Source organism: Moorella naiadis (nom. illeg.) (genome assembly GCF_051020825.1).
GTDB lineage: Bacteria > Bacillota > DSM-521 > Neomoorellales > Neomoorellaceae > Neomoorella > Neomoorella naiadis.
In genome coordinates this window covers 32,779-57,186 of the sequence record NZ_JAXGFQ010000014.1, presented here as the reverse complement: position 1 = coordinate 57,186, position 24,408 = coordinate 32,779, and the positions used below count along the sequence as shown (strand labels likewise).

The 24,408-nt window shown below is 59.5% G+C and carries 19 protein-coding genes; all 19 read right to left on the bottom strand.

The genetic code is table 11. The annotated features are described in order from the left end of the window. Window positions 1–3 precede the first annotated feature (3 nt). The 19 genes from SDD30_RS10360 to yqeB all read right to left on the bottom strand — a co-directional run bounded on the left by SDD30_RS10360 (window position 4) and on the right by yqeB (window position 24,385). Window positions 4–471 carry a (2Fe-2S)-binding protein gene (locus SDD30_RS10360; RefSeq protein WP_434074873.1) on the bottom strand — a complete coding sequence of 156 codons (468 nt, stop codon included), beginning with the start codon at window positions 469–471 and terminating at the stop codon, window positions 4–6. Beyond that, a complete protein-coding gene (locus SDD30_RS10355; protein WP_434074843.1) occupies window positions 467–1,357 on the bottom strand; it encodes an FAD binding domain-containing protein in 891 nt (296 codons plus the stop codon). The genes SDD30_RS10360 and SDD30_RS10355 overlap by 5 nt, the downstream gene beginning before the upstream one ends. Before the next feature lie 301 nt (window positions 1,358–1,658). Continuing rightward, window positions 1,659–2,684, bottom strand: a complete 1,026-nt coding sequence (locus SDD30_RS10350) for a BMP family protein (protein WP_434074842.1) — start codon at window positions 2,682–2,684, stop codon at window positions 1,659–1,661. Between the two features lie 412 nt (window positions 2,685–3,096). Further along, window positions 3,097–4,443 (bottom strand): amidohydrolase family protein, encoded by a 1,347-nt coding sequence (locus tag SDD30_RS10345; protein ID WP_434074841.1) that lies wholly within the window; start codon window positions 4,441–4,443, stop codon window positions 3,097–3,099. Continuing rightward, window positions 4,427–4,924, bottom strand: coding sequence for a (2Fe-2S)-binding protein (locus SDD30_RS10340; protein ID WP_434074840.1), 498 nt, complete (start codon window positions 4,922–4,924; stop codon window positions 4,427–4,429). The genes SDD30_RS10345 and SDD30_RS10340 overlap by 17 nt, the downstream gene beginning before the upstream one ends. Next, the gene (locus SDD30_RS10335; protein ID WP_434074839.1) at window positions 4,905–5,792 is read right to left on the bottom strand and encodes an FAD binding domain-containing protein; all 888 of its coding nucleotides are present in this window, start codon (window positions 5,790–5,792) and stop codon (window positions 4,905–4,907) included. Before SDD30_RS10335 ends, SDD30_RS10340 begins: the two co-directional genes overlap by 20 nt. Next, a complete protein-coding gene (locus SDD30_RS10330) occupies window positions 5,785–8,058 on the bottom strand; it encodes a xanthine dehydrogenase family protein molybdopterin-binding subunit (protein ID WP_434074838.1) in 2,274 nt (757 codons plus the stop codon). Before SDD30_RS10330 ends, SDD30_RS10335 begins: the two co-directional genes overlap by 8 nt. 523 nt (window positions 8,059–8,581) lie before the next feature. Next, window positions 8,582–9,517, bottom strand: coding sequence for an ABC transporter permease (locus SDD30_RS10325; protein ID WP_434074837.1), 936 nt, complete (start codon window positions 9,515–9,517; stop codon window positions 8,582–8,584). Continuing rightward, window positions 9,510–10,622 carry an ABC transporter permease gene (locus SDD30_RS10320; protein WP_434074836.1) on the bottom strand — a complete coding sequence of 371 codons (1,113 nt, stop codon included), beginning with the start codon at window positions 10,620–10,622 and terminating at the stop codon, window positions 9,510–9,512. The genes SDD30_RS10325 and SDD30_RS10320 overlap by 8 nt, the downstream gene beginning before the upstream one ends. A gap of 17 nt (window positions 10,623–10,639) precedes the next feature. Next, window positions 10,640–12,049 carry an amidohydrolase family protein gene (locus tag SDD30_RS10315; protein WP_434074835.1) on the bottom strand — a complete coding sequence of 470 codons (1,410 nt, stop codon included), beginning with the start codon at window positions 12,047–12,049 and terminating at the stop codon, window positions 10,640–10,642. Window positions 12,050–12,061: 12 nt separating this feature from the next. Next, the gene (locus SDD30_RS10310) at window positions 12,062–13,579 is read right to left on the bottom strand and encodes an ABC transporter ATP-binding protein (RefSeq protein ID WP_434074834.1); all 1,518 of its coding nucleotides are present in this window, start codon (window positions 13,577–13,579) and stop codon (window positions 12,062–12,064) included. A 141-nt stretch (window positions 13,580–13,720) separates the two neighbouring features. Next, the gene (locus tag SDD30_RS10305) at window positions 13,721–13,819 is read right to left on the bottom strand and encodes a 4Fe-4S binding protein (protein WP_434074872.1); all 99 of its coding nucleotides are present in this window, start codon (window positions 13,817–13,819) and stop codon (window positions 13,721–13,723) included. A 129-nt stretch (window positions 13,820–13,948) separates the two neighbouring features. Next, the gene (locus SDD30_RS10300) at window positions 13,949–15,148 is read right to left on the bottom strand and encodes a YgeY family selenium metabolism-linked hydrolase (protein ID WP_434074833.1); all 1,200 of its coding nucleotides are present in this window, start codon (window positions 15,146–15,148) and stop codon (window positions 13,949–13,951) included. Between the two features lie 267 nt (window positions 15,149–15,415). Further along, complete coding sequence (gene hydA / locus SDD30_RS10295; RefSeq protein ID WP_434074832.1) at window positions 15,416–16,780, bottom strand: dihydropyrimidinase; 1,365 nt, start codon at window positions 16,778–16,780, stop codon at window positions 15,416–15,418. A gap of 137 nt (window positions 16,781–16,917) precedes the next feature. Continuing rightward, window positions 16,918–18,162 carry a threonine synthase gene (locus SDD30_RS10290; protein ID WP_434074831.1) on the bottom strand — a complete coding sequence of 415 codons (1,245 nt, stop codon included), beginning with the start codon at window positions 18,160–18,162 and terminating at the stop codon, window positions 16,918–16,920. A gap of 304 nt (window positions 18,163–18,466) precedes the next feature. Then, window positions 18,467–21,034, bottom strand: coding sequence for a selenium-dependent xanthine dehydrogenase (xdh, locus tag SDD30_RS10285; protein ID WP_434074830.1), 2,568 nt, complete (start codon window positions 21,032–21,034; stop codon window positions 18,467–18,469). 340 nt (window positions 21,035–21,374) lie between these two features. Next, entirely contained in the window at window positions 21,375–22,733 is a 1,359-nt protein-coding gene (locus tag SDD30_RS10280) for a PLP-dependent cysteine synthase family protein (RefSeq protein ID WP_434074829.1), read from the bottom strand. A gap of 202 nt (window positions 22,734–22,935) precedes the next feature. Continuing rightward, window positions 22,936–23,373 (bottom strand): phosphatidylglycerophosphatase A family protein, encoded by a 438-nt coding sequence (locus SDD30_RS10275; protein ID WP_434074871.1) that lies wholly within the window; start codon window positions 23,371–23,373, stop codon window positions 22,936–22,938. Window positions 23,374–23,578: 205 nt separating this feature from the next. Beyond that, window positions 23,579–24,385, bottom strand: coding sequence for a selenium-dependent molybdenum cofactor biosynthesis protein YqeB (yqeB, locus tag SDD30_RS10270; protein WP_434074828.1), 807 nt, complete (start codon window positions 24,383–24,385; stop codon window positions 23,579–23,581). Window positions 24,386–24,408: the final 23 nt, after the last annotated feature.

Below are 24,408 nucleotides of genomic sequence, written 5' to 3'. Positions count from 1 at the left end.
ATTTTAAACACCCCCTATCCTGGCAGCAGCCAGGGCAACGGCTTCCTCAATTTTAACGTAACCGGTACAGCGACAAATATTACCGCTCAGGGCCTCCTTGATCTCCTCCCTGGTCGGTCTGGGGTTCCGATCCAGCAGGGCCTTGGCCGTCATGATCATGCCCGGCGTGCAAAAACCGCATTGTACGGCACCCGTCTCAATAAAAGCTTGCTGGAGGGGATGTAATCTATCTCCCTTGGCCAACCCTTCAATAGTTTCCACCCGCCGTCCCTGGACTTTTAAAACCGGTATTAAACAGGAGTTCACAGCCTTGCCCTCTAATATGACGGTGCAGGCACCACACTCACCCCGGCCGCAACCCTCCTTGGTTCCCATAAGGCCCAAGTGATCCCGCAATAAAGTCAACAAGGTTATGGCAGGGTTGACCCTGACTTTAAGCGGTTCCCCGTTAAGGATAAAATCCAGCTCAATGGCAGCCACTGGGTATACCCTCCTTCGCCCGCCGGACGGCTTGGGCCAGCGCTTCTTCGACCAGGACCTCAGCCAAAGAACGGCGATAGTCCCGCGAACCACGTAAGGGGCTATCGCGTAAGGGAGCTTCCGCGGCTGCAATCTTAGCCGCCTGACTCAGATTCTCACGGCTGGGGAGGCAGTTACGAAGTAGACTTTCAGCCTGCTTCGCCTGGAAAGGAGCAGGCCCGGCCGGGGCTAAAACTATGCGCGCCCAGCTAATCTTGGCTTCATTATCCAGGGTGACAATTACTGCGGTGTTGATTACCGGCAAAGCCAACGATTTTCTAAGGGCAAAACGGACAAAGGCCGAGCCCTGGCCTGTTTTTAAAGGAAGAAATCTAACCCCGGTTACAATTTGCCTGGTGCTATCAATCAGCGACAAGCCCCGGCCGGCATAACAATCAGCTACCCGCCGGTATTGGTTGCCATGGTTATCTCTTACTTCGATTTCCGCCTCCAGGGCTACCAGGGCTACCGCGGTGTCGGCCGCCGGTTGGGCATTAATGATATTACCAACTACCGTGGCGACATTTCTTATTTGGGGCGAGCCAACTGCTGCCGCTGCTTCGCCCAGGAGCGTCGCTTGTCGCCATAGTAATGGCGAGCTGGTAACCTCGCTGAGGGTAACACCGGCCCCAATTACAATATAACCCGCTTCATATTTACTACTTTTAAGGGAAGGAATATTATTGATATCAACTAAAATATCTACATCTTTTTTCCCTGCTTGCAAATCTAGCAGCAGATCTGTACCGCCGGCTATAATTCTGGCCTTGCCGTGATACTTTGCCAAAATAGCAAGGCTCTCAGCAATAGAGTCAGTAACTATATATTCCTGCTCCATCAGCCCTCCCCTTCCCCATTTCTATATTCCTGTTGTTTCAGTTGTCTTATATATTCGCCATTAATCGTGAAACTCCTTTTGCTAATAGTAAAATCGATAGATTTTTTTTGATGTAATTAAAAGAAAGGTGGCTATGGCTCGCCCGGGGAAAATAAAAAAGCCATTTAATAAAGAAAATGGCTTCAAGTATTTAATCTTTTATCTGCAATTCCAGCTTTTATCTTTACATCTGTCACGTCTGAATTTATTCGTAGAGTGCCAATGGCTAGTATGGTTTCTGATAAAACCCAATGGTACAGAATTACTTGCTTAATTTGCTCAGGTCGATTTTGCCGTCGCCCAGGTCTTTGGTTATCTGGTCCAGTTTAGCCTTGACCTCGGCCGGCACCTTGCTGTCAAAACCGTGCCAGGGCGAGAGGAAAACAGCCTTTTCCTTTACCCCCAGGTTAAAAAATTGGGGTTGGAAACTGCCGTCCTGGATCTTCTGGACCACAAAAGAGACCAGGACCGGCACGCTCTTGATACCGCTAACCAGGACTGTATCGGGGGCGACAGCATTCTGATCAGTGTTACTGCCGATGGCCAGGACCTTCTTCTGCTGGGCGGCCTGGATGGCCCCCAGGCCGGCCTGGTTGGCATTGGCCATGATAATATCGGCACCCTGGTTTTCAATGATGGCCAGGGCCGTCTCCTTCATCTTATTAACGTCGTCGAAGGAACCGGTATACGTGGTAACGACCTTTACTTGGGGGTTAACATACTTCGCCCCCTTGGCAAAGCCCTCCACCGAACCGATAATGGGCGGGATCTGCTGGCCGCCCAGGGCGGCTACGGTGCCACTTTTGGTCATCAAGCCGGCTACTGCGCCCATCAAAAAGCCCTGCATTTCGTTATCGATATTTACCGAAGCCAGGTTGGGGTCCTGGTGAATATTACTGCTGGTGACAACGAATTTTACCTTGGGGAACTGGGGTGCCACCTTTTTGGCGGCGTCGCCGAACTGGAAGCCGTGACCGATAACGACATTATAACCCTGCATGGCATAGGCCCGGAAGGCTTCTTCCATATCCGACTGGGCCACGTTCTCCCGGTAGGCCACCTGGGCGTTATAATCCTTCTCTACCTTTTTCAGGCCTTCATAGGCCGAGGCGTTCCAGCCCATGTCGTTTATGGGGCCTGGCAGCAACAGGGCTACCTTTAACTGCTGGCTATCAGCGGCCTGGTTGTTATTCGGGGCGGGGTTGTTCTGTTTGCCGCCGCCGCAACCGGCGATCAGGGCCAGGGTAAGGGTGCTGATGATTAGTAAAGTAATTAGCTTGAGCCGCATTAAAGTGCCTCCTTCTAAATGAGATGTGAGAAGTAAGAGGTGCTTAGCTCATTTCTCCCGTTCGCTGGCAGCTGCATGCCGCCATGAGGGGGCTCCGTATAATTTCTCTGGCCAGGGTCGTTTGTAAACGCCCCGGTCCGGTAGAACCCGCGGCCTATTAGACGCCCTTGCCTTCCAGGCCAGGTTATGACGCTTTCATGTTGCCCCAGGTCTTTATACACCGGATAGCGACTATAAAACTTCTTAAACCGGTAACAAATCCCCCTGCTACAATGTCAATTTATCTCCTGTAAGCCTACCGTTCTCTACCACCCCCCTAATTCTTCAAGTTCTACAGGCCTACTCTTCAAGCTTGACGGTAATCCAGACAGGCTGGACTTTTTTCATTCTTCCCGACCTCACAATCACCCCCTCACTTGCCCAATTCCCGCCGCAAGGCATCAACACGGGCCTGGGCGCGCGCCATAATCTCGTCTTCATCCACGAGAGTGGAGCGGTGGTCCCGGACCACCAGGCGGCCGTCCACCAGGACGTTGACGACGTCATTGCCGTTGGTGTTGTAGACCAGGGCCGAGTCGGCCCGGTGGACCGGCCCGACATGGGGAGCCCGCAGGTTAACGGTGATGATATCAGCCTTCATTCCCGGCGCCAGGATACCCAGATCGTCCCGGCCCGCAGCCCGGGCGCCGCCGCGGGCGGCCATAGTCAGGACATCCCGGGGATAGAGGACCATAGCCTCCAGGGTCGTCACCTTTTGCAGGCAGGCGGTAAACTTTAATACCTCCAGCATATCCTGGCTGTTATTGCTCCCCGGCCCGTCGGTGGCCAGGGCGACATTCAAGCCCCCGTCCAGCCAGCGGCGCACCGGCGCCGCCCCCGAAGCCAGGTACATGTTGGCCACCGGGCAATGGACCAGGGAAGCGCCGGCAGCCGCCGCCAGGTTAATTTCATTTTCGTCCAGCCAGACACCGTGGACCAGCTGGTTGTCAGGGCCCAGGAAGCCCAGGTCGGCCAGCCACTCGACGTTACGCCGGCCGTAGGTATCCAGGGTAGTTTGGGCTACGGCCCGGGTCTCGGCGACATGCATCTGGAGCTTCAGGCCCAGTTCCCGCGCCTGGGCCGCCGCGGCCTGCATCAGCTCCGGCGAGCACCCCCAGGGGTTCAAAGCGCCGAAGGAGAGGCTCAGGCGGCCGCCGGCGGCGCCGTGCCACCGCCGCGCCAGGCGTTCCATTTCCGCCAGGATGGTGGACCGGTCTTCCATAAGCTCAGGCTGGTAGTTCTGGTCGGCCGCGGCACGACAGAGGGTACCCCGGATGCCGCTGGCCTGCATGGCCTCAAAGACCAGATCGTCGTTGGCCTTGCTGGTGTGGATATAGTGCATGTCAACAACGCTGGTAGCGCCGTTCTTCAGGTTTTCCAGGCAGCCCACCATAGCCGCCAGGTAAAAATCCTCTTCCACCATAGCCAGGGAGAAGGGCCAGATCTCTTCCTTCAGCCAGTTCCACAGGGGTTTATCATCGGCCAGGCCGCGCATATAGGTCTGGAAGAGATGGGTATGGGCATTGACCAGGCCCGGCAGGACCGCCTGGCCCCGGGCGTCCAGGATTAGAGCGGCCGCCGCTTCCAGTTCCGGCGGGCAGTCCGTAAGGGACCCTACAGCCGTAATCCGGTCGTCTGCTACTAAAACATAGCCCGGGTTCCAATCCTGGTAGTCATCATCAAGGGTTAGAACCCACCCGCCTTTAATCAAGGTTTGCATCCGAGCCGTCTCCTTCCAGCCGCCGGGCGGCAAGCTCGATGGCGTCGATTATAGCTTCATAGCCGGTGCAACGGCAGAGGTTGCCAGCGATGGCCCGGCGGATGGCGTCCCGGGTAGGGTAGGGATTTTCCATGAGCAGGGCTTTGGCGCTCATGAGCATCCCCGGGGTACAGTAACCGCACTGGACGGCGTGGGCGTCGATAAAGGCCTGCTGCAGAACGTCCAGCTGCCCATCCCGGCTCAAGCCTTCCACCGTGAGGACCTCGGCGCCGTCGGCCTGGGGGGCCAGGACCAGGCAGGAGTTGACCGCTTTACCGTTAAGCAGGATTGTACACGCCCCGCACTCGCCGATACCACAACCGTGTTTGGTACCCATGAGACCCAGCTGGTCCCGCAGGACCTCCAGCAGGGTGGCCCCGGCCGGCACTTCCCCGGCCCAGGGCCGCCCGTTAAGAATCATTTTAATGGCTACCCGGTGCATCAGCCTCACCTCCCTCAATAGCCTGGGCTGCTTCCGCCAGGGCCCGGCGGACCAGAGCCTGGACGGCCGGTATTTTGTAGGCAAAGGAGGGTCGCCGGCCGGCTGCCCGAACCATCCCGGCGGCTACTTCCCGGGCGGCGGCTTTATAAACCTCTTCCCCGGGGCCGACTCCCGTCAGGACAGCCTCGGCCTCTGGGAAACGCCGGGGTACAGGGGTTACCGCCCCCACCGCCAGGCGGGCGAAGTTGATCCGCCCCGCCTCCACCTGGAGCACGGCAGCCACGTTGATGCGAGCAATGGCCAGGGCATTGCGGCGCCCCAGCTTTACAAAGCTGCTACCGCAACCGGCCGGTAGCCGGGGAAACCGGATTTCCTTCAGGACCTCACCCGGTAGGGCTCGGGTACGATAAGGACCGGCCAGCAGGACCGCTAGGGAGAGGCGGCGTTCCCCCGTCGGGCCGGCCAGAGTAACCTCGGCGTCCAATGCCAGGAGGACCGGCAGGCTATCCCCGGCCGGGCTGGCGTTCATGATATTGCCACCAATGGTGCCCCGGTTGCGAATCTGGGGTGAGCCGACGGTCGCCGCTGCCCGGGCCAAGAGGGGCGCCTCATACCGGATGAGGGCCGAATTCATCAACTGGCTGAAGGTTACCAGGGGACCAAGGAAAATCTCCTCCCCCTGGACGCCAATCTGTCCCAGGCCCGGAATGGCGTTTAGATCCACGGCCATGGTCACTCCTTGGCGGCCTTCCCGCAGGTGGACCACCAGGTCAGTGCCGCCGGCCAGGGCCCGGGCCCCTGGGGTTTGCAGGGCGGCCACGGCTTCAGCCACCGTTTGCGGGCGGCAGTAGGACAGTTCCTTAAACATCCTCCCGCTCTCCTTCCTGCTTCCTGACGGCTGCCAATACCTGTTCCAGGCCGGCCGGCAGGTTATATAGGCGCCGGCCAATGGCCTGGCAGATGGCATTAATGATGGCCGGCGCCACAATCTGGGTCGCCGGTTCGCCCAGGCCCCTGGCTCCCAAGGGGCCCAGGGGGTCCCGGTGCTCGATAATCAGGGGGGTAATAGTTCCTGTATCCAGGGCCGTAGGCAGCAGGTAGTTGTCAAAGTTAAGGTTGCTGAGTTCTCCCTGGTGGGGTTCAGCCGACTCCAGCAGGGCGTAGCCGATCCCCATGGCGCCGCCGCCGGCAATCTGCCCGGCTACAGCCGCCGGGTTCAAAGCGTTACCTACGTCATGGGCGGCCGTGTAATGCAGGACGTCTACTTTGCCGGTTTCTAAATCGACCTCTACCTCAGCGATGCTGGCGGCATAGACGTAGTTAAAATAGGCCTCCCCTTGGCCCCGCTCAAAGTCCCACGTCAGGTCCGGTATTTTATACCAACCGTAACCAAAGAGGGTCAGGCCCCGGGAAAGACAGGTGTTGGCCAGTTCCGGGAAGGCAAGCCTCCGGTCGGGCCGGCGGCGGCTGAAAACGTATCCTCCGCCAAAATCGATATCTTCTACCGGCACGGACAGGATTTCCGCCGCCACCCCCGCCATAGTCCGCCGTATCTCCTCCGCCGCCAGCCGTACGGCGTTGCCGCCGACAACAGTACCCCGGGAAGCGACGGTGGGCCCGCTGTCAACCACCCGCGCGCTGTCCACCGGGCTGAAGTGTATCCCGGCCGGATCAACCCCTAAGATCTCCCCGATAATCCGCGCAAAGGCGGTCCAAGAACCCTGACCGACTTCACAAATGCCGCTGGCAGCATTGATACTGCCGTCACGTTCAACATTGACCATGGCGCCGGCAGCGTCCAGACCCTCGCCGCCGGCGCCGAAGCAGGAACCGCGAAAGCTGCAGGCCAAACCGATACCCCGCCGCCGCGTGCCTTTCTGCCGGGCATAGAGCGCCCGTTTCTGCCGCCAGCCTGTGGCTGCCGCCACTTTATGCAGGCACTCCTCCAGGCTGACGTCCCGCAGCACTTGGCCAGTAACCGCTTCCGTGCCGTCGCGGTAGCCATTTTTCAATCGCAGCTCCAAGGGGTCCAGACCCAGCTCGCCGGCCAATTCGTCCATAAGCAGCTCAACAGCCAGGTTTACCTGGGGCGAGCCGAAGCCCCGCAAGGAGTCGGAGGGCATATTATTTGTAAAGGCGGCTATAATGTCGGTAGCCACATGAGGAATTACATAGGGCCCGGCAGCCTCTACTGTAGAGCGCCAGGCTACCAAGGGGGTCTTGGAGGCGTAGGCGCCGGCGTCGGTAATTCCTTTGATGGTCATAGCCACCAAGGTGCCGTCCCTTTTAGCGCCGACTTTATAATTTAAGATGTAGGGGTGGCGTTTAGTTGATTCCTTTAGAGACTCCTCCCTGGTAACAACCAGCCGGGCGGGGCGACCGGTTGCCAGGGCAGCCAAGGCTACCCTCCCGGCAATAACAGCCATATCGTAATCTTTGCCACCAAAGGAGCCGCCGATGGTCGACTCCACTATGCGTACTTTGTTAAGGGGCCAGGCGAGGGCTTCCGCTACAATTCGGCGCAGGTTAAAAAGATTTTTGGTAGGACAGTAAATAGACAAACTGCCGTCAGCTTCGGGTACGGCTACGGCGGCCTCCGGCTCCAGGGCGGCGTGGTACACCCGGTGGGTACGATAGGTCTGCTCTAAAATAACATCAGCGGCGGCAAACCCGGTTTCCGTATCGCCGTGGCGCACCCTAAAGTGACACACGTGGTTGCCGCCCGGATGCAGTTCGGGAGCTCCCGGCCGCAGGGCCTCCTCAGGGTCAAAAACAGCCGGCAAAACGTCGTATTCAACGATAATCCGTTCCAGGGCCTCCTTGGCGACCATTTCATCTTCGGCTACAGTGATGGCCACCCCGTCCCCCAGATAACGCACCCGATCCCGGGCCAGAATAGGCCGCTCCTTCTCCCGGCTGGGAATACCCGGCAAATCCGCGGCGGTGAGGACGGCCAGGACACCGGGGATCTCCTTCGCCTGGTCGGTATCAATGCGGCGAATCCGGGCGTGGGGATGGGGGCTATAAAGCACTTTGACGTGCACCATATTGGGGAATTGGAGATCGGCTGCGTAACGAGCCCGGCCGGTTACCTTAGCCAAGGCGTCCAGCCTCCTGGTCGATGTGGCTACCATTTACTCCTCTCCCTTCTCGAGACAGGTACTTCCTAAAATAGGGTGTAAACCGGCACTCCCTTATTAATTTTTCCCTTTTCGCTCTCATTATCGCTAAAGCAACCCCTCCGGCAACTATAAGGCCCGTGCAGTTGCAAGGGAAAACAGGGTGCCGCTACAGCCGTTTCTGTTTATAGCATAATTAAAGAGTTGCTGCCGGCCCTTAACGAAACAAAGCGGGGCGTGCCCCGCTTTGTTTTCTTTTTGTGGGTACCGCCGGGGCACAGCCGGCAGCAATAGCTGCCCAAATGTCCCTATACGGCTCCGACGCGGCAGCCGGATTTCTGCCGCCCCCGCCCACTTTGTTTACTCGCTATGGGTTTGTCTATTGCAATCTGTTTGGCCGGTAACTTCCCTCGGCCTAGTTTTTTTATCGCCCACGGCGGTGATGTTAGCCGGTAGATAGGATTCCCTTATAGTTCGACATAAATATTTAATATCCTCTTTTCCGAGAATGTTAACCAGTATAAGGGGCTCCCTTTGCCTACTCCTTCTCGTAGGGCTGACCGCTGGCTGCCGGGGCTACCGCCCGGCCGACAAAACCCGCTAGGGCGGCGATGGTCAGAATATAGGGGATCATCAGGAGCAACTGGTAGGGGACCCCCGAGTTGGCAGCCTGCAGGCGGTACTGGAGGGCATCGCCGGCGCCAAAGAGCAGGGCCGCCCCCAGGGTCCCAACCGGCGTCCATTTACCGAAGATGACCGCTGCCAGGGCGATAAAGCCGCGACCGGCAGTCATATTCTCGGTAAAGAAGTTCAGCAGGCTCAAGGAAAGGTAGGAACCAGCCATCCCGGCCAGGGCGCCACCGACGATGCAGGCGCCGTAGCGGATCTTAAAGACATTGATCCCTACCGTATCCGCGGCCCGGGGATTTTCGCCCACGGCCCGGATCTTCAGACCCGTCGTGGTCCGGAAGAGAAAGAAGTGCACCAGGGGAACCAGGATCAGGCCTAGGTAAACCAGCTCCGAGTGGTTAAAGAGAACCGGACCCAGGATGGGGATCTTGGCCAGCACCGGGATAGCCATCGGCTTGAAGGAATCGATTTGCGGCGGTGCCGTATTGACCCCGAAGATTACCCGGGCAAAGGAAGTTGTCAGGCCCAGCCCCAGGATATTGAAGGCTGTGCCGATGACCACCTGGTCGGCCCGGGCCGTGACTACCAGGTAGGCGAAGAAGAGGCCCAACAGGCCGCCGGCCGCCACAGCCACCAGCACCCCCAGCCAGGCATTACCCAGGAAAAAGGACCCTGCTACCCCGGCCAAGGAACCCACCAGCATCATGCCTTCCACACCGATGTTGACGATGCCGGCGCGCTCGGTAAAGATCAGACCCGTGGCCGCCAGCAATAAGGGCATGGCTGTTCGTAGATCCGCCGAAAGGAAATTGACAACTTCATTAACCCAGTGGATATCAGCCATTTTTGCCCACCTCCGCCACAGCCGGGGTTGCTTGGACCCGGGCTGCCTTCCTCTTGCTTCGCCGGCGCCGCAGCAGGGCCTCGGCGGCGACAAAGATAATCACAAAGGCCTGGATAATATAAACCACCGCAATGGGCACGTTGGCAATCATCTGCATCATGTTGCCCCCGGCCCGCAGAATGCCAAAGAGGATGGCCGCCAGGAAAATCCCGATGGGCGAGTTATAACCCAGCAGGGAGACGGCGATGCCGTCGAAGCCATAACCGGGGGAGAAGTTCTGGAAGAGGCGGTGCTGGATACCCAGGATCTCCCCAACGCCAGCTAGGCCGCCCATACCCCCGGCCAGAAACATAGATAGAAGTGTAGTCCGAGCGGCATTCATACCGGCGTAGGCCGCAGCCTGGGGGTTCTGGCCCACCACCCGCATCTCATAACCGGTATTGGTCCGCCACATGAAGATATAGTAGGCCAGGATGGCCAGGATGGCTATAATGAAGCCCAGGTGCAACCTGGTACCGGCCAGGATGATGGGTAACTGGGCTGAGGCCGCCACCGGCGGGCTCTGGGGGAAATTCCCCGGGGGTTCAATAAGGGGCCCGTTGACCATATAGCTAACAAAATACTGGGCCACGTAGTTCAACATTACCGTGGTGATAATCTCGCTGGCGCCAAAGCGCACCTTGAGCCAGCCGGAAAGGAGCCCCAACAGGCCACCGCCGATAAAGCCGGCCAGGATGGCCAGGGGCAGATGGATAAAGATGGGTAGCCCCTTCAGGGAAATACCAACTATCACGCTTAAGAGGCCGCCCATATAGAGCTGCCCTTCAGCACCGATATTAATGAGCCCGGCCTTTTTCGCCAAGCCAAAGCTCAAGCCGGTAAAGATCAGCGGTGTGGCTTTAACCATGGTCTCGCCGATGCCGTTGGTCGAGCCCAGGGCCCCCTGCAACATGCTCTGATAGGCATTCAAGGGGTCCAGACCCATGAGGGCAATGGCGGCAGCCCCCAGGATCAGGGCCAGAACTATAGCTGCAACAGGTGTAATTAAACTCTTTAAACCGCCGACTATTACCTGGCCGGCGTTACTACCTGCCCTGGTTGTCATATTTTCCCTCCTACCTGTTAATAAGCTACCGACCGCCAGGGGCGGGTGCTGGCCAGGCGGATGGTACCGGCCCGTTCAGCCAATCTTTGAGCCGCTGTAGCGGCAGCGGCCAGTTGTTCCCTTTCATTAACGGTTGTTACCCGCCCGTCCTCCATGACCACCCGGCCGTCAACCATGACCATCTCCACACAGCGACTGTCGGCCGAATAGACCAGGGTGGAGACGGGGTGGTGCATAGGTGTTGCCGTAGCGCTCCGCTGCGGGTCGAAGACAAAGAGGTCCGCTTTCTTGCCTGCCTCCAGGGAGCCGATCTCCTGTTCCAGGCCAAGGGCCCGCGCCCCGTCAATGGTGGCCATCTCCAGGATCTTTTCCGCTGTGATGACCGTAGGATCCAGGTCGTGGACCTTGTGCAGCAGGGCGGCAAACTTCAGGGTTTCCAGCATATTGTTGGCATTGTTGCTGGCGGCCCCGTCGGTGGCCAGCCCTACCTTCATACCGCTGGCCAGCATCAGGGGCACCGGAGCCACCCCGGAGGAAAGGTACATATTGCTCACCGGGTTATGGGAAACCCGGGCGTCGTAATCCCGGGCCAGGCGGATTTCCCGGGGGGTAAGATAGACGCAATGGACCATTAAAGTACGCGGCCCCAGGAGGCCCAGGTTGCGCAGGGTTTCAATATCATTGGCCCCGTGTTCGGTAACGGTCGCCTCCCGGTCGAAGGGCGTCTCCGAAACATGGACCATCAGGCCGGTATCATATTCTTGCAGCAGGCCTTTAATGGCCAGAAACATCTCCCGGTTGTTGGACCAGACGGCAGCCGGGGCCAGCCAGACCCGCAGCCGGCCGTTGTCCGCCCCGTGGTAGGCGGCGACCAGGCGCCGGAAGTCGGCGACAAAGGTAGCTACATCCTGCTGGATGCCTGCCGGCACGCCGTACCGGGCGGCGGTGTTCATGGTACCCCGGCCCAGGATGGCCCGGATACCCAGTTCCCGGAAAGCGGCGATAATCCCGTCGCTTAGCCCCGGACCGTTGTGGGCGTACATATAGTCCACCATGGTCGTGGTGCCGCTATGGAAGCCGTCCAGGCAGCCCAGCATAGCCGCGTTGTAAGTGTCGTCCGGTTTTAAATAAACGGCGCTGGGAAAGGTCATGCTGGCCAGCCAGTCGCGCAAGACCCGGTCGTCACCCAGGCCCTTTAACAGGGTCTGGAAGAGGTGGTTGTGGGTATTGATCAACCCCGGGAAGACGGCCTTACCCCGGGCATCAATGATCCGCCCGGCCCCGGCAAACCGGGCCGCCACCTCGTCCGCCGGGCCCACGGCCGCGATGCTGTCACCCTTGACAGCAACGGCACCGTCGTTGATGACCCGGCGCTTAGCATCCATGGTAACTACGGTAGCATGGGTGATGAGATAATCTGCCTGCATTGCCGGTCCCCCCTATGAAGCCTTGAGCCTTTTGGAGCCGGCCATCATCAGACCCAATTCTTCCACCTTGGCCTGGGGACCGGGAACAATACCCATAATTTCCCCTTCATAAATAACGGCGATGCGGTCACTTAGGGAAAGGATCTCGTCGAGTTCCGTCGACACCAGGAGAACGGCCGCCCCGCGGTCACGCTCGGCGATCAGGCGTTTATGAACGTACTCGGTGGCCCCGACATCCAGGCCGCGGGTGGGGTGCATGGCGATTAACAGTTCCGGCTGACGAAAAACCTCCCGCGCCAGGACCACCTTCTGCTGGTTACCGCCGGACAGGTTTTTCACCGGCAACTCCTCGGAGGTGGTACGGATATCAAACTCCCGCACCATCTTTACAGCGTGTTTAGTGATTACATCGCGGTTTAAAAACCACCCCCGGGAAAAGGGGGCCTTATAATACTCCTGTAAAATCAAGTTTTCTTTAATAGACATGGGGCCCACCAGGCCGCGGACGTTACGATCCTCCGGGATATGGGCCACACTGCGCTCCAGGATCCGCCGGGGTGGGAAGTTGGTAACGTCTTCTCCATTTAATAATACCTGCCCGGAGGTCACCCGCCGCAGGCCGGTGATGGCTTCCACCAGTTCGCTCTGGCCGTTGCCGTCAACCCCGGCGATGCCCAGGATTTCGCCCCGGCAGAGGCAGAAATTGATCCCCTTGAGGGCCTTCAGCCCCTTATTATTCAGGGCCTCCAAATCCTTGACCTCCAGGACCGGTTTGCCCGGGCAGCAGGTCTGCTTATCCACCTGGAAGAAGACCTCCCGGCCCACCATCATCCGCGCCAGCTGGTTCCGGTCGGTATCGCATGTAGCCACCGTGCCGATGACTTTACCGGCCCGCAGGACGGTGACCCGCCGGCAGATGGCCATAACTTCGTTCAACTTATGGGTAATGAAGATAACAGTGATCCCTTCCTCGGTCAACCGTTGCAAGACCCCGAAGAGGTCCTCCACTTCCTGGGGGGTCAGCACCGCCGTCGGTTCGTCCAGGATCAACAGGCGGGCGCCCCGGTAAAGGGCCTTGACAATCTCCACCCGCTGCTGCTGGCCGACGGAAAGCTGCCAGACCGGGGCTTCGGGATCGACATCCAGGCCGTACTGCCGGGATAGCTCTTTAATCTTCCGGCAGGCGTCCTTCAAATCCAGGATCCCGCGGGGCATGGGCATGCCCAGGATAATGTTTTCGGCCACCGTCAGGGCCGGGATGAGCATGAAGTGCTGGTGCACCATGCCGATCCCCAGGTCGATGGCGTCCTTGGGGGAAGTGATCTCTACCGGGTGACCCTCAAAATATATCTCTCCTGAGGTCGCCTGGTACAGGCCGTAGAGGATGTTCATCAAGGTACTCTTACCGGCCCCGTTTTCCCCCAGCAGGGCATGGACCTCCCCCGTCTCCACTTCCAGGTTAACGCCGTCGTTGGCCCGGAAGCTGCCGAACTCTTTAACAATGTCTTTCATTACTAAAACTGGTGCCAATTTGCAGATCCCCCTATCTGCTTGAAATCCCTCGCCTTTCGGCCGCACACCGCATGAAGTTAATCTATCCTTAATAGTTCGCCACCGGGCGACGATTACCTTCAAGGATGATTAAAAAAATAACGGTATATCCTGGCGTTTTTAAGCCGGGCCGGCCAGGCGATCGCTGGTCAAAGCCCCGTGACGGCAAAGAGAAACACAGTAACCACAGGAGCGGCATTTATCTTCGTCCAGGGTCATCACTTTAGTATCACTTAACTCGCCGGCGTCCCCTTCCCTTAGCCTGCTTTTTAATGGACCGTGACGGGGGCGAAGCCCCGTGATGGACCCATTTTCCGGTGCCGGCCGGATGCCCCAGCCAAAACCAGCCTATCTTTTTCCCGCCATCGTGGCCAGGGTGGCCGGTAACAGGGCGTAGACGGCCACCGCCTCCAGCATCTCGCTTACCGCCAGCTGGTCCTGCTCGGAATGGGGGTAACGCTCGTCGCCGGGGCCGAAACCAACGGTAGGGATACCCGCCTGGCCGGCAGTGTAGGTGCCGTCGGTGGAAAAGCCCCAGCGGCCGATAACGGGTTCCCGCTCCAGGGCCTCCCGGAAGGCCGCGGCACTGGCCTGAACCAGGGGATGCTCCTCCGGCAGGGACCAAGCTGGGAAGAACTCCTCGCCGCCAATGACTTTACCCTTATAGCCGGGCTCGGCGAACTCCATAATAGTCACCCGGCCGCCGTAGGGCGCCGCCACCTGGCGAGCCTGCTCCAGGGCCTCTTCTTTGCTTTCCCCTATTGTCAGACGCCTGTCCAGATAGACGACGCACTCACCGGGGATGGTGTTGACGGACGGGGTCTTGCAATCAACTTTAGTGGCGGCGATGGTGCCTTTGCCTAGGAAGGGGTGTTCCTTAAACCTGGCCCCCATTTTTTCTACATCTTTAATAAAGGCCGCGGCTTTATAAAGGGCATTGTCAGCCAGTTCCGGGGCGCTGGCATGGCCGCTCTTGCCGGGGAAGGTGACTTCCAACATGGCCCGGCCGCGATGGCCGCGGCACAGGCGCAGGCCGCTGGCCTCGGCAATGACTACATAATCAGGTTTAATGCCCGTTTCCTCGATGAAGCTCTTAATGCCGTTGCCCTCGCCGACTTCTTCACCCACAGCGCCGACAACATAAAGGGTAAAGTCGCCAGCCAGTCCCAGCTCTTTGATGGCCTTGCCGGCGTAAACCATGCAGGCCAGGCAGCCTTTGTCGTCACAGGCCCCCCGGCCGTAGACGATGCCGTTTTCATACTTACCCTGGATAGGGTCAAAGCCCCAGTCGGCCGGATCCCCGGCAGGGACGGTGTCCATATGGGCGTCCATAAGGATGACGGTCCGGCCGTTGCCAAGTCGCCCGGCCAGGTTACCGATGGCGTCGCTGAAGACCTCTTCAAAGCCTACCCGGCGCATTTCTGCCGCCAGGACAGCGGCCACCTCGCCCTCATGGCCGGATAGGCTGGGGGTGGCGATGAGTTTACGCAGGAAGGCCACTAGGTCTTCCTGGTTGCGTTCCACAAAGGCTTGTAAATCGCTGCGCATAATTAGCAATTACCTCCACGAATATTTTGTCCAGGATATCCGCGCCCGGTTTTTACCCCATGACGTACCGCCATGGTTAGATTACTGGAACTTCATGGTAAACCGCAGGACCTCTTTACCGGTTCCTGGCTGGCTTACTGGCCCGGGTCTGCCCCGGAAATATCATTATCGGAAATAGACCCCGGTTAGGAGTTGGATAACGCTTAAACATACTTATCTATATTCAATACAATTTAATAAAATCCTCTCTCCCTGTCGAAAAAAATTTTAAGAGGTCGAAACCTGCCCGGGAATAAACTTACCCTGGCCGGCCTGACCCAGGAATTGACCACGGTCATAAACCAACCGGCCGCGCAGGTAGGTGGCTTCCGGGTAACCCTGGAGGCTAAAGCCTGCAAAGATAGTATAACCGGCGGCCGAGTGTAGGCCGGCGGCCTGTAAGGTGACCTCCTGCCGGGGGTCGAAAACCACCAGGTCGGCGTCGCTGCCGGGGGCCAGGCGGCCCTTACGCGGGTACAGGCCGAAGAGGCGGGCCGGGTTGGTGGCCAGGACGCGGACCATTTGCGGCAGGGTCAGCCAGCCCCGGCTTACGCCGTAGGAATAAAGGAGGGGTAAAAGGGTTTCCGTCCCCGGCACCCCGGAAGGGGTGTTATAAAAAGCCGTTCCCGCCGCTTTTTGTTCCGGGCTGTAGCTGCAGTGGTCGGTGGCTACTACCTGCAGGTCGCCGCCAGCCAGATGCTGCCATAGATCACGGTTGTCCTTGGCTGTTCTAAGGGGCGGGCACATCAGGAAAAGGCGGCAGTCCGGGCTGGCATACCGCTCATCCGTAAGCAAGAGGTAGTGGGGGCAGGTCTCGCCAAAGACCTGCCGGCCCTGGGCCCGGGCGGCGGCAATGGCTGCCGCCCCGCCGCCGGTGGAGACATGGACGATATAGACTGGTGCCCCGGCTTCCCCGGCCTGCCGGATGACCTCCTGGATGGCCTGGATTTCAGCGTCCGCCGGCCGGCTGGTGGCGTGATAAGCCGGGGCGGTCCGACCGCCGGCCTCCAGCTCCTGGCGCTTAGCCGTTACTATTTCGTGATCCTCGCAGTGGACTGTTACCATGGCCCCCAACTGGCGGGCTTGCTGCAGCAGGCGGCCGATGGCTGCGTAACTCAGGCGCTGGTTATAGGTAGTAAAGACCTTGAAGCTGGTAACCCCTTTCTCTACCACCTTTTTGAGTTCCTGGCTGTCTTCTTCCTGGCCGGCCATAACTACCTGGTGCAGGCCGTAGTCCACGCAGGCCTGGTCCCGGGCTTCTGCCAGGCGTTGAGCCAGGGATTGGGTCAAGGGTTCTTCCGGCCCGGAGGGCTCGGCGTAGTCGATTACGGTCGTGACCCCGCCGCAGGCCGCCAGCCGGGTGCCGGTAAACCAGTCATCGGCAGTCAAGAGGTCGCCAATAGGCATCTGGTAGTGGACGTGGGCGTCGATGGCCCCGGGCAGGATGTATTTCCCGGTGACGTCCCTGACGGTAGCCCCGGGAGCCTCCAGGTCCGGCCCCAGGGCGGCGATTTTTTCTCCTTTGATGGCCACGTCAGCCTGTTCCACCCGCTCGTGGGTAACCACCCAACCGCCTTTAAGCAGGAGATCCATTTTTTACGCCACCTTCTCCACCGATAATGAGGTTCTGCCAAAGATCGTATCATCGGGTGGGAATATGTCCCCACCCATAACAGCCGCCTCGCCGCGGGGGCATCAGCCCCCATGGGGGCTCCCTTGGGGGAGAAATCTTATTTCCCAATCCCGGCCAGGGCTTCCTTCAAGGCCTCCAGGGACGGTTCCACGCGGATGGGTTCTCCGGCGGCCTTGATGGCGTTGGCCACATCTTTAAGGCCGTTGCCGGTTACCAGGGTGACTACCTTCTCCCCGGATTTAATTATCCCCTCGTGAACGGCTTTAATAAGGCCGGCCGTCCCGGCCACCCCGGCCGGTTCACCGAAGACGCCGCTGGTCCGGCCCAGGGTGCGCATGGCGGCCAGGATTTCCTCGTCGCTGACGTTGATCATGGTACCCCCGGAATCCCGGACTGCCCGCAGGGCCTTTTCTGGGTTGCGGGGTACGCCGACGGCAATACTGTCGGCCAGGGTGTTTTCCGGCATGGGCTGGACTTTAGTGCCCTCCCAGAAGGCCCGGGTAATCGGGCAGCATCCCTCGGCCTGGACCCCCAGCATCCGCGGCAGCTTGTCAATCCAGCCGGCCTTTTTCAGGTCCACCCAGGCCTTCCAGGCACCGGCCATGGTGCAACCATCGCCCACAGAAAGGACCACCCAGTCGGGAACCTCCCAGTCGAGCTGTTCCGCCACCTCCAGGCAGACGGTCTTTTTACCCTCCACCAGATAGGGGTTAATGGCAGCATTACGGTTGTACCAGCCGTGCTCGGCAATGGCCGCTGCCGACAGGCGGAAAGCGTCCTCGTAGGACCCCTGGACGCTAATCACCGTGGCCCCGAAGATTAACAGCTGGGCCACCTTGCCCTGGGGGGCCCGGCCCGGGACGAAGATAACCGCTTTGAGACCTACAGCAGCCGCCGCCCCGGCCAGGGAGGAAGCGGCGTTACCAGTGGAAGAGCAGGCGACTACCGGCGCTCCCTCGGCCAGGGCCCGGGCCGCCGCTACGGCCGAGGGCCGGTCTTTGAGGGAGCCGGTGGGGTTGATACCATCATCCTTGATATAGAGCTTCTTGAGTCCCAGTTCGTCCCCCAGGCGCCCGACCCGGTAGAGGGGAGTCCAGCCTACCCGCAGGGGGGGTAGGGGGCCTTCCTGGACCACCGGTAAAAAGGGCCGGTAGCGCCACAGGGAGTGTTCCCGGTTACCGGCCAGGCTCTCCCTGGAGGTGGCTTGATTGATATAATCATAATCGTATTCCACGTCCAGGATGCCGTCCGTGGAGCCGCAGGTGGGGCAGGTGTAAAAACCGGGCTCGGGCTGGTAGGTACGGCCACAGTTGATACAGCGCAGCTGGGTTAAATTGCTCACTTCAGGTCATCTCTCCCTCCGGAAAATAGGGTTCTGGCAGAAACGGCGATTACCGGTGCTGACGGGTACAGGCTGGAGGCTCCAGTGGTTTTCGGCTAGCAAACTTGGCGCTCAGCCTTCCGTGGCGGCGGGGGTGGCTTCGTTTTATCCCTTTGATCAACCATAACGGGCTGTGCTACTTTTCGCTTCTAAAGCTACGTTACGATCCCCATCCCGTTCACCGCCGCCACGGTGCGGCTTCGCTGAATTTGCTTACGCCTCAAACCAAAGTCGTCTTTCGCCTGTACCCGCCAGCCCCTGCATACTACTTCTCACTGCGCGCGTAGGGTGTACCTGCCAGGGGCAGGCTGAGGCGCAGCCGGCCGTCCCGGCGATAGTAGGCGCCGGCTACGGCTGCCGCCGTGGGGATGCTGGCTAGTTCACCGACACCCTTGGCCCCGTAGGCATAGGGGGTGCCGCCCTTTTCGATCAGGTGGACCTCCATGGCCGGCACCTGGTGGGCCCGCAGGAGGCCCAGGCGACCCAGGGTCTGGCGTTCAGGAATACCGTCCCGGAGGGGGAAATCCTCTGTCAGGGCGTAACCCAGGCCCATGACAATACCCCCCTCAATCTGGCCCTCCAGGTTCAAAGGGTTGATGGCCCGGCCGATGTCATAGGCGGCTACTACTTTACTCACCCGGCCGGCCTCGTCGAGCAAGGCCACCTGGGTGGCATAGCTGTAACCCACATGGGTCATGGGGTGCTCGCGGGTGGAGTTGATGGGGTCTGTGACGCCGTGAAACTCGCCCAGAAAGACCTGTCCTTCCAGTTCGGCCAGGGTATGGTCCTTCAAGGCGGCAACCAGGGCCACGGCCGCCCGGCGGGTGGCTTCGCCGGTAAAAAGGCTCTGACGGGAGGCAGTGGTGCAACCGGCATCGGGGGTGAGGGCTGTATCCGAAAGGACACAGTCGATCACCTCTGCCGGCAGGCCGGTAGTCTCGGCTACGATCTGCATAAGGACGGACTCCAGGCCCTGACCCATGCAGGCCGCGCCGGTATAGATCTTCACCCGGCCCCCGGTTACGGCCAGGTTGGCCCGGCCCGTATCCGGAGTACCGACTCCCAGGCCGACGTTCTTGAAGGCGCAGGCGATGCCGGCCTGGGGACTGCTGGCGAAGACTTCCTTCACAGCCAGCAGGGTTTCTTTAATGCCCACATCTTCACCGACCACCTGCCGGGTGGCCAGGGTATCCCCCGGTTCCAGGGCGTTCCGCCAGCGGATTTCCCAAGGGGAAAGGCCGGTGGCCGCAGCTAAAAGGTTCATCTGGCTTTCCATGGCGAAATTCGACTGGGGCACACCGAAACCCCGGAAGGCTCCCGCCGGCGGGTTGTTGGTGTAAACGGCCCGGCCGCGAATACTGACGTTGGGAATGCGGTAAGGACCGGTGGCGTGGGTGCAGGCCCGCTCCAGGACCTGGGCCCCCAGGGAGGCATAGGCGCCGGTGTCGGCTAGCAAATCGGCTACCAGGGCCACCAGGTTCCCGGCAGCATCACAACCCGTGGTCAGGGTAATGGTCATGGCGTGCCGTTTGGGATGGCAGAGGATGCTCTCCTGCCTGGTCCAGGTGAGTTTCACCGGTTTGCCCGTCGCCCAGGCCAGGAGGGCGGCGTGGTGCTGGACACTCAGGTCCTCCTTGCCGCCGAAGCCGCCGCCGACAAACTTGTTGATCACCCGCACCTTATCCGGCGGCAGGTTCAGGAGGGAAACCAGCTGGGTATGGATCTCATAGACACCCTGGGTACTGGTATAAACCGTCAGGCCGCCGTTTTCCGGTACAGCCAGGGCGCTTTCCGGTTCCAGGAAGGCGTGTTCCGTAAAGGGAGTGATATAGGTGTTGCTGATTACATGGGCACAGGACTGGAGGGCTGCCTCGGGATCGCCCTTCCGGACCCTGGTCTCGCTCAGCAGGTTACCTTTAGGATGCAGGGCCGGCGCCCCCGGAGCCAGGGACGCCTCCGGCGAGGTCAAGGGTGGCAGCTCCTCATAGTCTACTTTAATAAAGTCCAGGGCCGCCCGGGCTGCACGGTAAGAGGTAGCGGCTACCAGGGCCAGGGCATCACCGACGTAACGAGTTTCCTCACCCACGGCCACCAGGGCCGGCCAGTCTTTAAAGATGTGCCCCTGGTAACACTGGCCGGGGATATCGGCCGCCGTGAGGACGGCCACCACACCGGGCTGCTCCCTGGCAGCCGTGATGTCGATACTTTTAACCTTCGCCCGGGCTACCGGCAGGCGCCGGACGGCCCCATAGAGCATCCCCGGTACCTGCATGTCGTCTACAAAGACGGCTTCTCCCAGAACCTTGGGCGGGGCGTCGGGGCGCAAAAAGGCCTTGCCCATCCCCGCCGGCTCCCCCTGCCCGGGAGTTACCTCGCCCCGCAGGGCCTGACCGGCCAGGCGTACGGCGTCAATGATCTTCTGGTAACCGGTACACCGGCAGAGATGGGCTTTGAAGGCCTGCCGAATCTCCTCCTCCGCCGGGTCAGGTCGCCGGTCCAGGAGGGCTTTGGCCTCCATAACCATCCCCGGAGTACAGAAGCCGCACTGGACAGCCCCGGCAGCCGTGAAGGCCCAGGCGAAGACTTCTTTCTCCTGCGGCGTTAATCCTTCGATGGTGATAATCTCCTGGCCGGCGGCTTTAGTAACCGGGGTGCGACAGGCCCGCACCGTCTTGCCCCCCATGATTATTGTGCAAGCGCCGCAGGTACCTTCGCCGCAACCGTTCTTGGCCCCGGTCAGTCGCAAGTCCTCCCGCAATACCTCCAACAGGGTGGCGTCATCAGGGGTATCGACCCCTCGCCTCTGGCCGTTGACTAGCAATTCCAGGTGCATTTATTTCCCTCCCGTCTGGTTTATCTGGACCCGCCGGTTGCCGTGTCCCTGTTATACTAGGGCGCTCCGGTTATAGCCGTGGTAACCCATGCGACACTTAGGCCTTACCCCGGCGCGGGATGCCCTTAACTTGGGATTCCCGATTGCGGGGTATGCCAATTAACCGGCGCTACCGGCAGCCTCCAATTTTCCGCCAGACCTGATCCCCCTGAAAATACACGGATGGGATATGCCCCTGGTCACTAACGACCTGGCCCAGGCCGGGACATATCCCTTTTTTTAATTATATCTCTTAGCGCCGGTGGAAGCCATAAAAACAGCTCCCTTCCCTCTAATTTCCTTAGCGCATCTCTTTAATCTTAGCGTCGTAATATTCGATCTTGGCGTACTCGTCATCCCAGAAGGACGGGTTCTTCATGGAATCCAGGTATTCTTTAGTATAACCGAAGGGCAACCAGTCCTTCTCCTTCTGTTGGAAGAGGCGTTCCTTGGCCTCCGGCCGGCGGGTGTCAACAATGTGGTGGGTATGGGCCTTGAGGAAGACATCCTTGAACCAGCGGTCAAGAACGAAGTCTTCAATCTCCAGTGTCCGCTCAGCCAGGCTCTTCAGTACGGAGTGATAGCGGTCGAAACCGTCGGTGGCGATGGTGACCACGTTGTCGCCGGGGCCCAGGCGCAGGAACTTGGCTATCTTTATGGCGCCCTGGATATTGCAGATACCGGAGGGGCCGAAGTTGTCCCGCAGGGCCAGGGCGTCGGCCTCTTGCACCCCATTTTTGATCAGGACCTCGGTGCCGTCCTGGAGGACCTTCAGGCCGCGTATGGTATCCTCGTCATGGATAAGAACGAGAAAATCAGTGTTCAGGACGTTGTGAATCAGGGTACACATCTTGTCGCCGATGCCTTCGATGCGGTGCTGGCCGAGGCCGCCGTTAAAAAGGGTGGAGCATTCGTAGGGCTCCAGGGCCGCGATTTTACACTCGGGGAAGGCCTTCTTAATCTGGTCACCGGCGCCCAGGGTCCCCGCCGAACCAGGGGCCGAGGCGAACGCGGCAATGCGGCCGTTGCCAATACCCTGGACGGCCTCAATGGCGGCATGGCCGGTGACATGCCGGTGAAAACGGTAGTTGGGCAGGAGTTCGAACTGGGCCAGGGAGAAGTTTTTAGGGTCTTTCTTCAATTCATAGGTCCGCCGTAAGGTCAGGATGACGTCGGACTCGGTGCCCGGGGTCAGGTCCAGTTCGCCGCCGTATTTACGGATGCGCTCGTAACGCTCCTTGCTCATGTTGTCCGGCATAATGACGATGGACCGGAAACCTAGGAGTTTGGAGATATAGGCGACGCCGATGCCGAAGTTGCCCGTCGAGGGCCCTAGGATGGTATGCTCGCCGGGCTTGATGACGCCGTCGACGCAGCCCTCAATCAGGGTGGCGTAGGCCGGGCCCACCTTGTGGGAACCGGAAGGGAAGCCCCGGCCCAGGAGGACGACGATATTGGCATCAACGCCGGTCACCTCCGGGGGTAGGACCATTTTCCGTACCTGGTTGTTTTCATCCTTCCAGGTAATGTTAAAAAGATTGATAGGATCCAATTCATCTTCCTTGAGGGCCTTTAAAGCCCGTTGCCGCAGGGCTGGATCGAGCTGGGATGGATCCGCCATCTCAGCGAAGGTAGGGCCAAAGGGAATCTTGCCCGCCACTACAAATCCCTCCAGTTAAATGTAATGTTATTGAAGCCTAAAAACTTCATCCACACTTATTGTATAGTTCGACGCGAAAAAAATAAACCCTCCTTTTTCAGCTAAAATTTAGCTAAAAAAAGAGGGAGCATTTGCATCCGGTAACGCTTATTCGCCATTGCTGGCGACGAAGCTAGTAAATTCGCTACCTGTCACCGGCCAATTATCCTTTAAGCAAACCGTCCCGGTCGCGGTGGGCCAGGCGGGAGGAAGCGGCGGCGGCAATGGCGGCCACCAGGTCGTCGAGGAAGGTGTTGACCTTCTCATTCTTCTTATCGTTCACGACGCCGATGATGCCGGGTTTTACTTTGTCCAGGTAGCCGAAGTTGGTGAAGCCGATGGAACCATAGATATTAACGATACTCAGGGCCATGACTTCATCGATACCGTAGAGGCCGTCATCGGTCTTGAGCATAGAGGCCAGGGGCTCTGCCAGTTGCCCCTTTTCGGCTACCTCATCCAGGGATATGCCGGTGAAGATGGCGTTTTGGACCTCTCGTTTCTCCAGAACCCGTTCCACGCTTTCCCGGCAGGCCTCCATAGTTAAATTACGGATATAACTCTTCTGCACCTCGTATACCAAGCGGGCGATATCTTCCATGGTTACCCCCCGCCGCTCCAGCCAAGCGACAGCCAGCTGCTTGAGTAACAGGCAACTGGCATATTGATTCCCTTGGGGTTGTGCTACACTCACTTCTCCGGTCTCCTTTCTGTAAGAAGTAACCCTATTCTAACATAAGTTCGTTTTATGAGGCAACATTATTTAAAAAATACCGGTACTTGTATCGGGCCGCTATCATTTTGCACTATTTTAACCGTTCCAACAGGTACAGGATCGCTTCCAGCACGCCGCCGGCGATAGCCCGGGCCTTATCGGAAATGGTAAAGCAGTAGTCCCGCTCGCCCCGGGGATCGACGTCGCCGGCCTTCATCCCCGGGGTGACCTTCAGGCCGTCATGGAGTAAGCCCCGCAGAACACCGCTGATCCCGGCCTTCATGGGTACGCCGCTAATGGTGGCTACCGTCTCGCCGGCAGTTACCACATCACCTATGGCCCGGCAACCTTTGAAGATCCCCTCCGCCGGTGCCCGCAGGACCCTTTCGGCGGCATAGCCCATGACCTCACCGGGAATACCGGTATTGGCCGCAGCCTCCCCATCCCAGATGACCCGGCCCAGATAGTGACCGCGCTTGGTTTCAATAACCGCGTGGGCATCCCGGCCGGCCCGGAAGCCCGGTCCCAGGGCGATGACTATGGGAGCCTGGTCGATGTGCGTCCCCAGGTTGGTCTTGGCCAGAATGGCATCGACAACCACCTGGGGCTTCAAGGCGGAGATAACCTCCGCCCGGGGATCCACCAGGACGGCAATCTCCCCCTGCGCGATAGCCGCCAGGGCCGCAGCCGGGCTGGGGACCAGGCGGGCCGCAACTCCTTCTACAGTTACCGTATCGCTATAAACCGCTTCGGCGAAGGCCACGGCACGGCGGATTACCATCGGCCGGGGGATCTCCGTCATAATTACCGGAAAGCCGGCCCGGTGCAGGCGATGGGCCACCCCGCTGGCCAGGTCGCCGGCACCTTTGATAACTACCAGTTCCCGCGCCACTGCCATCCTCGCTCCTCCACCAATACCCG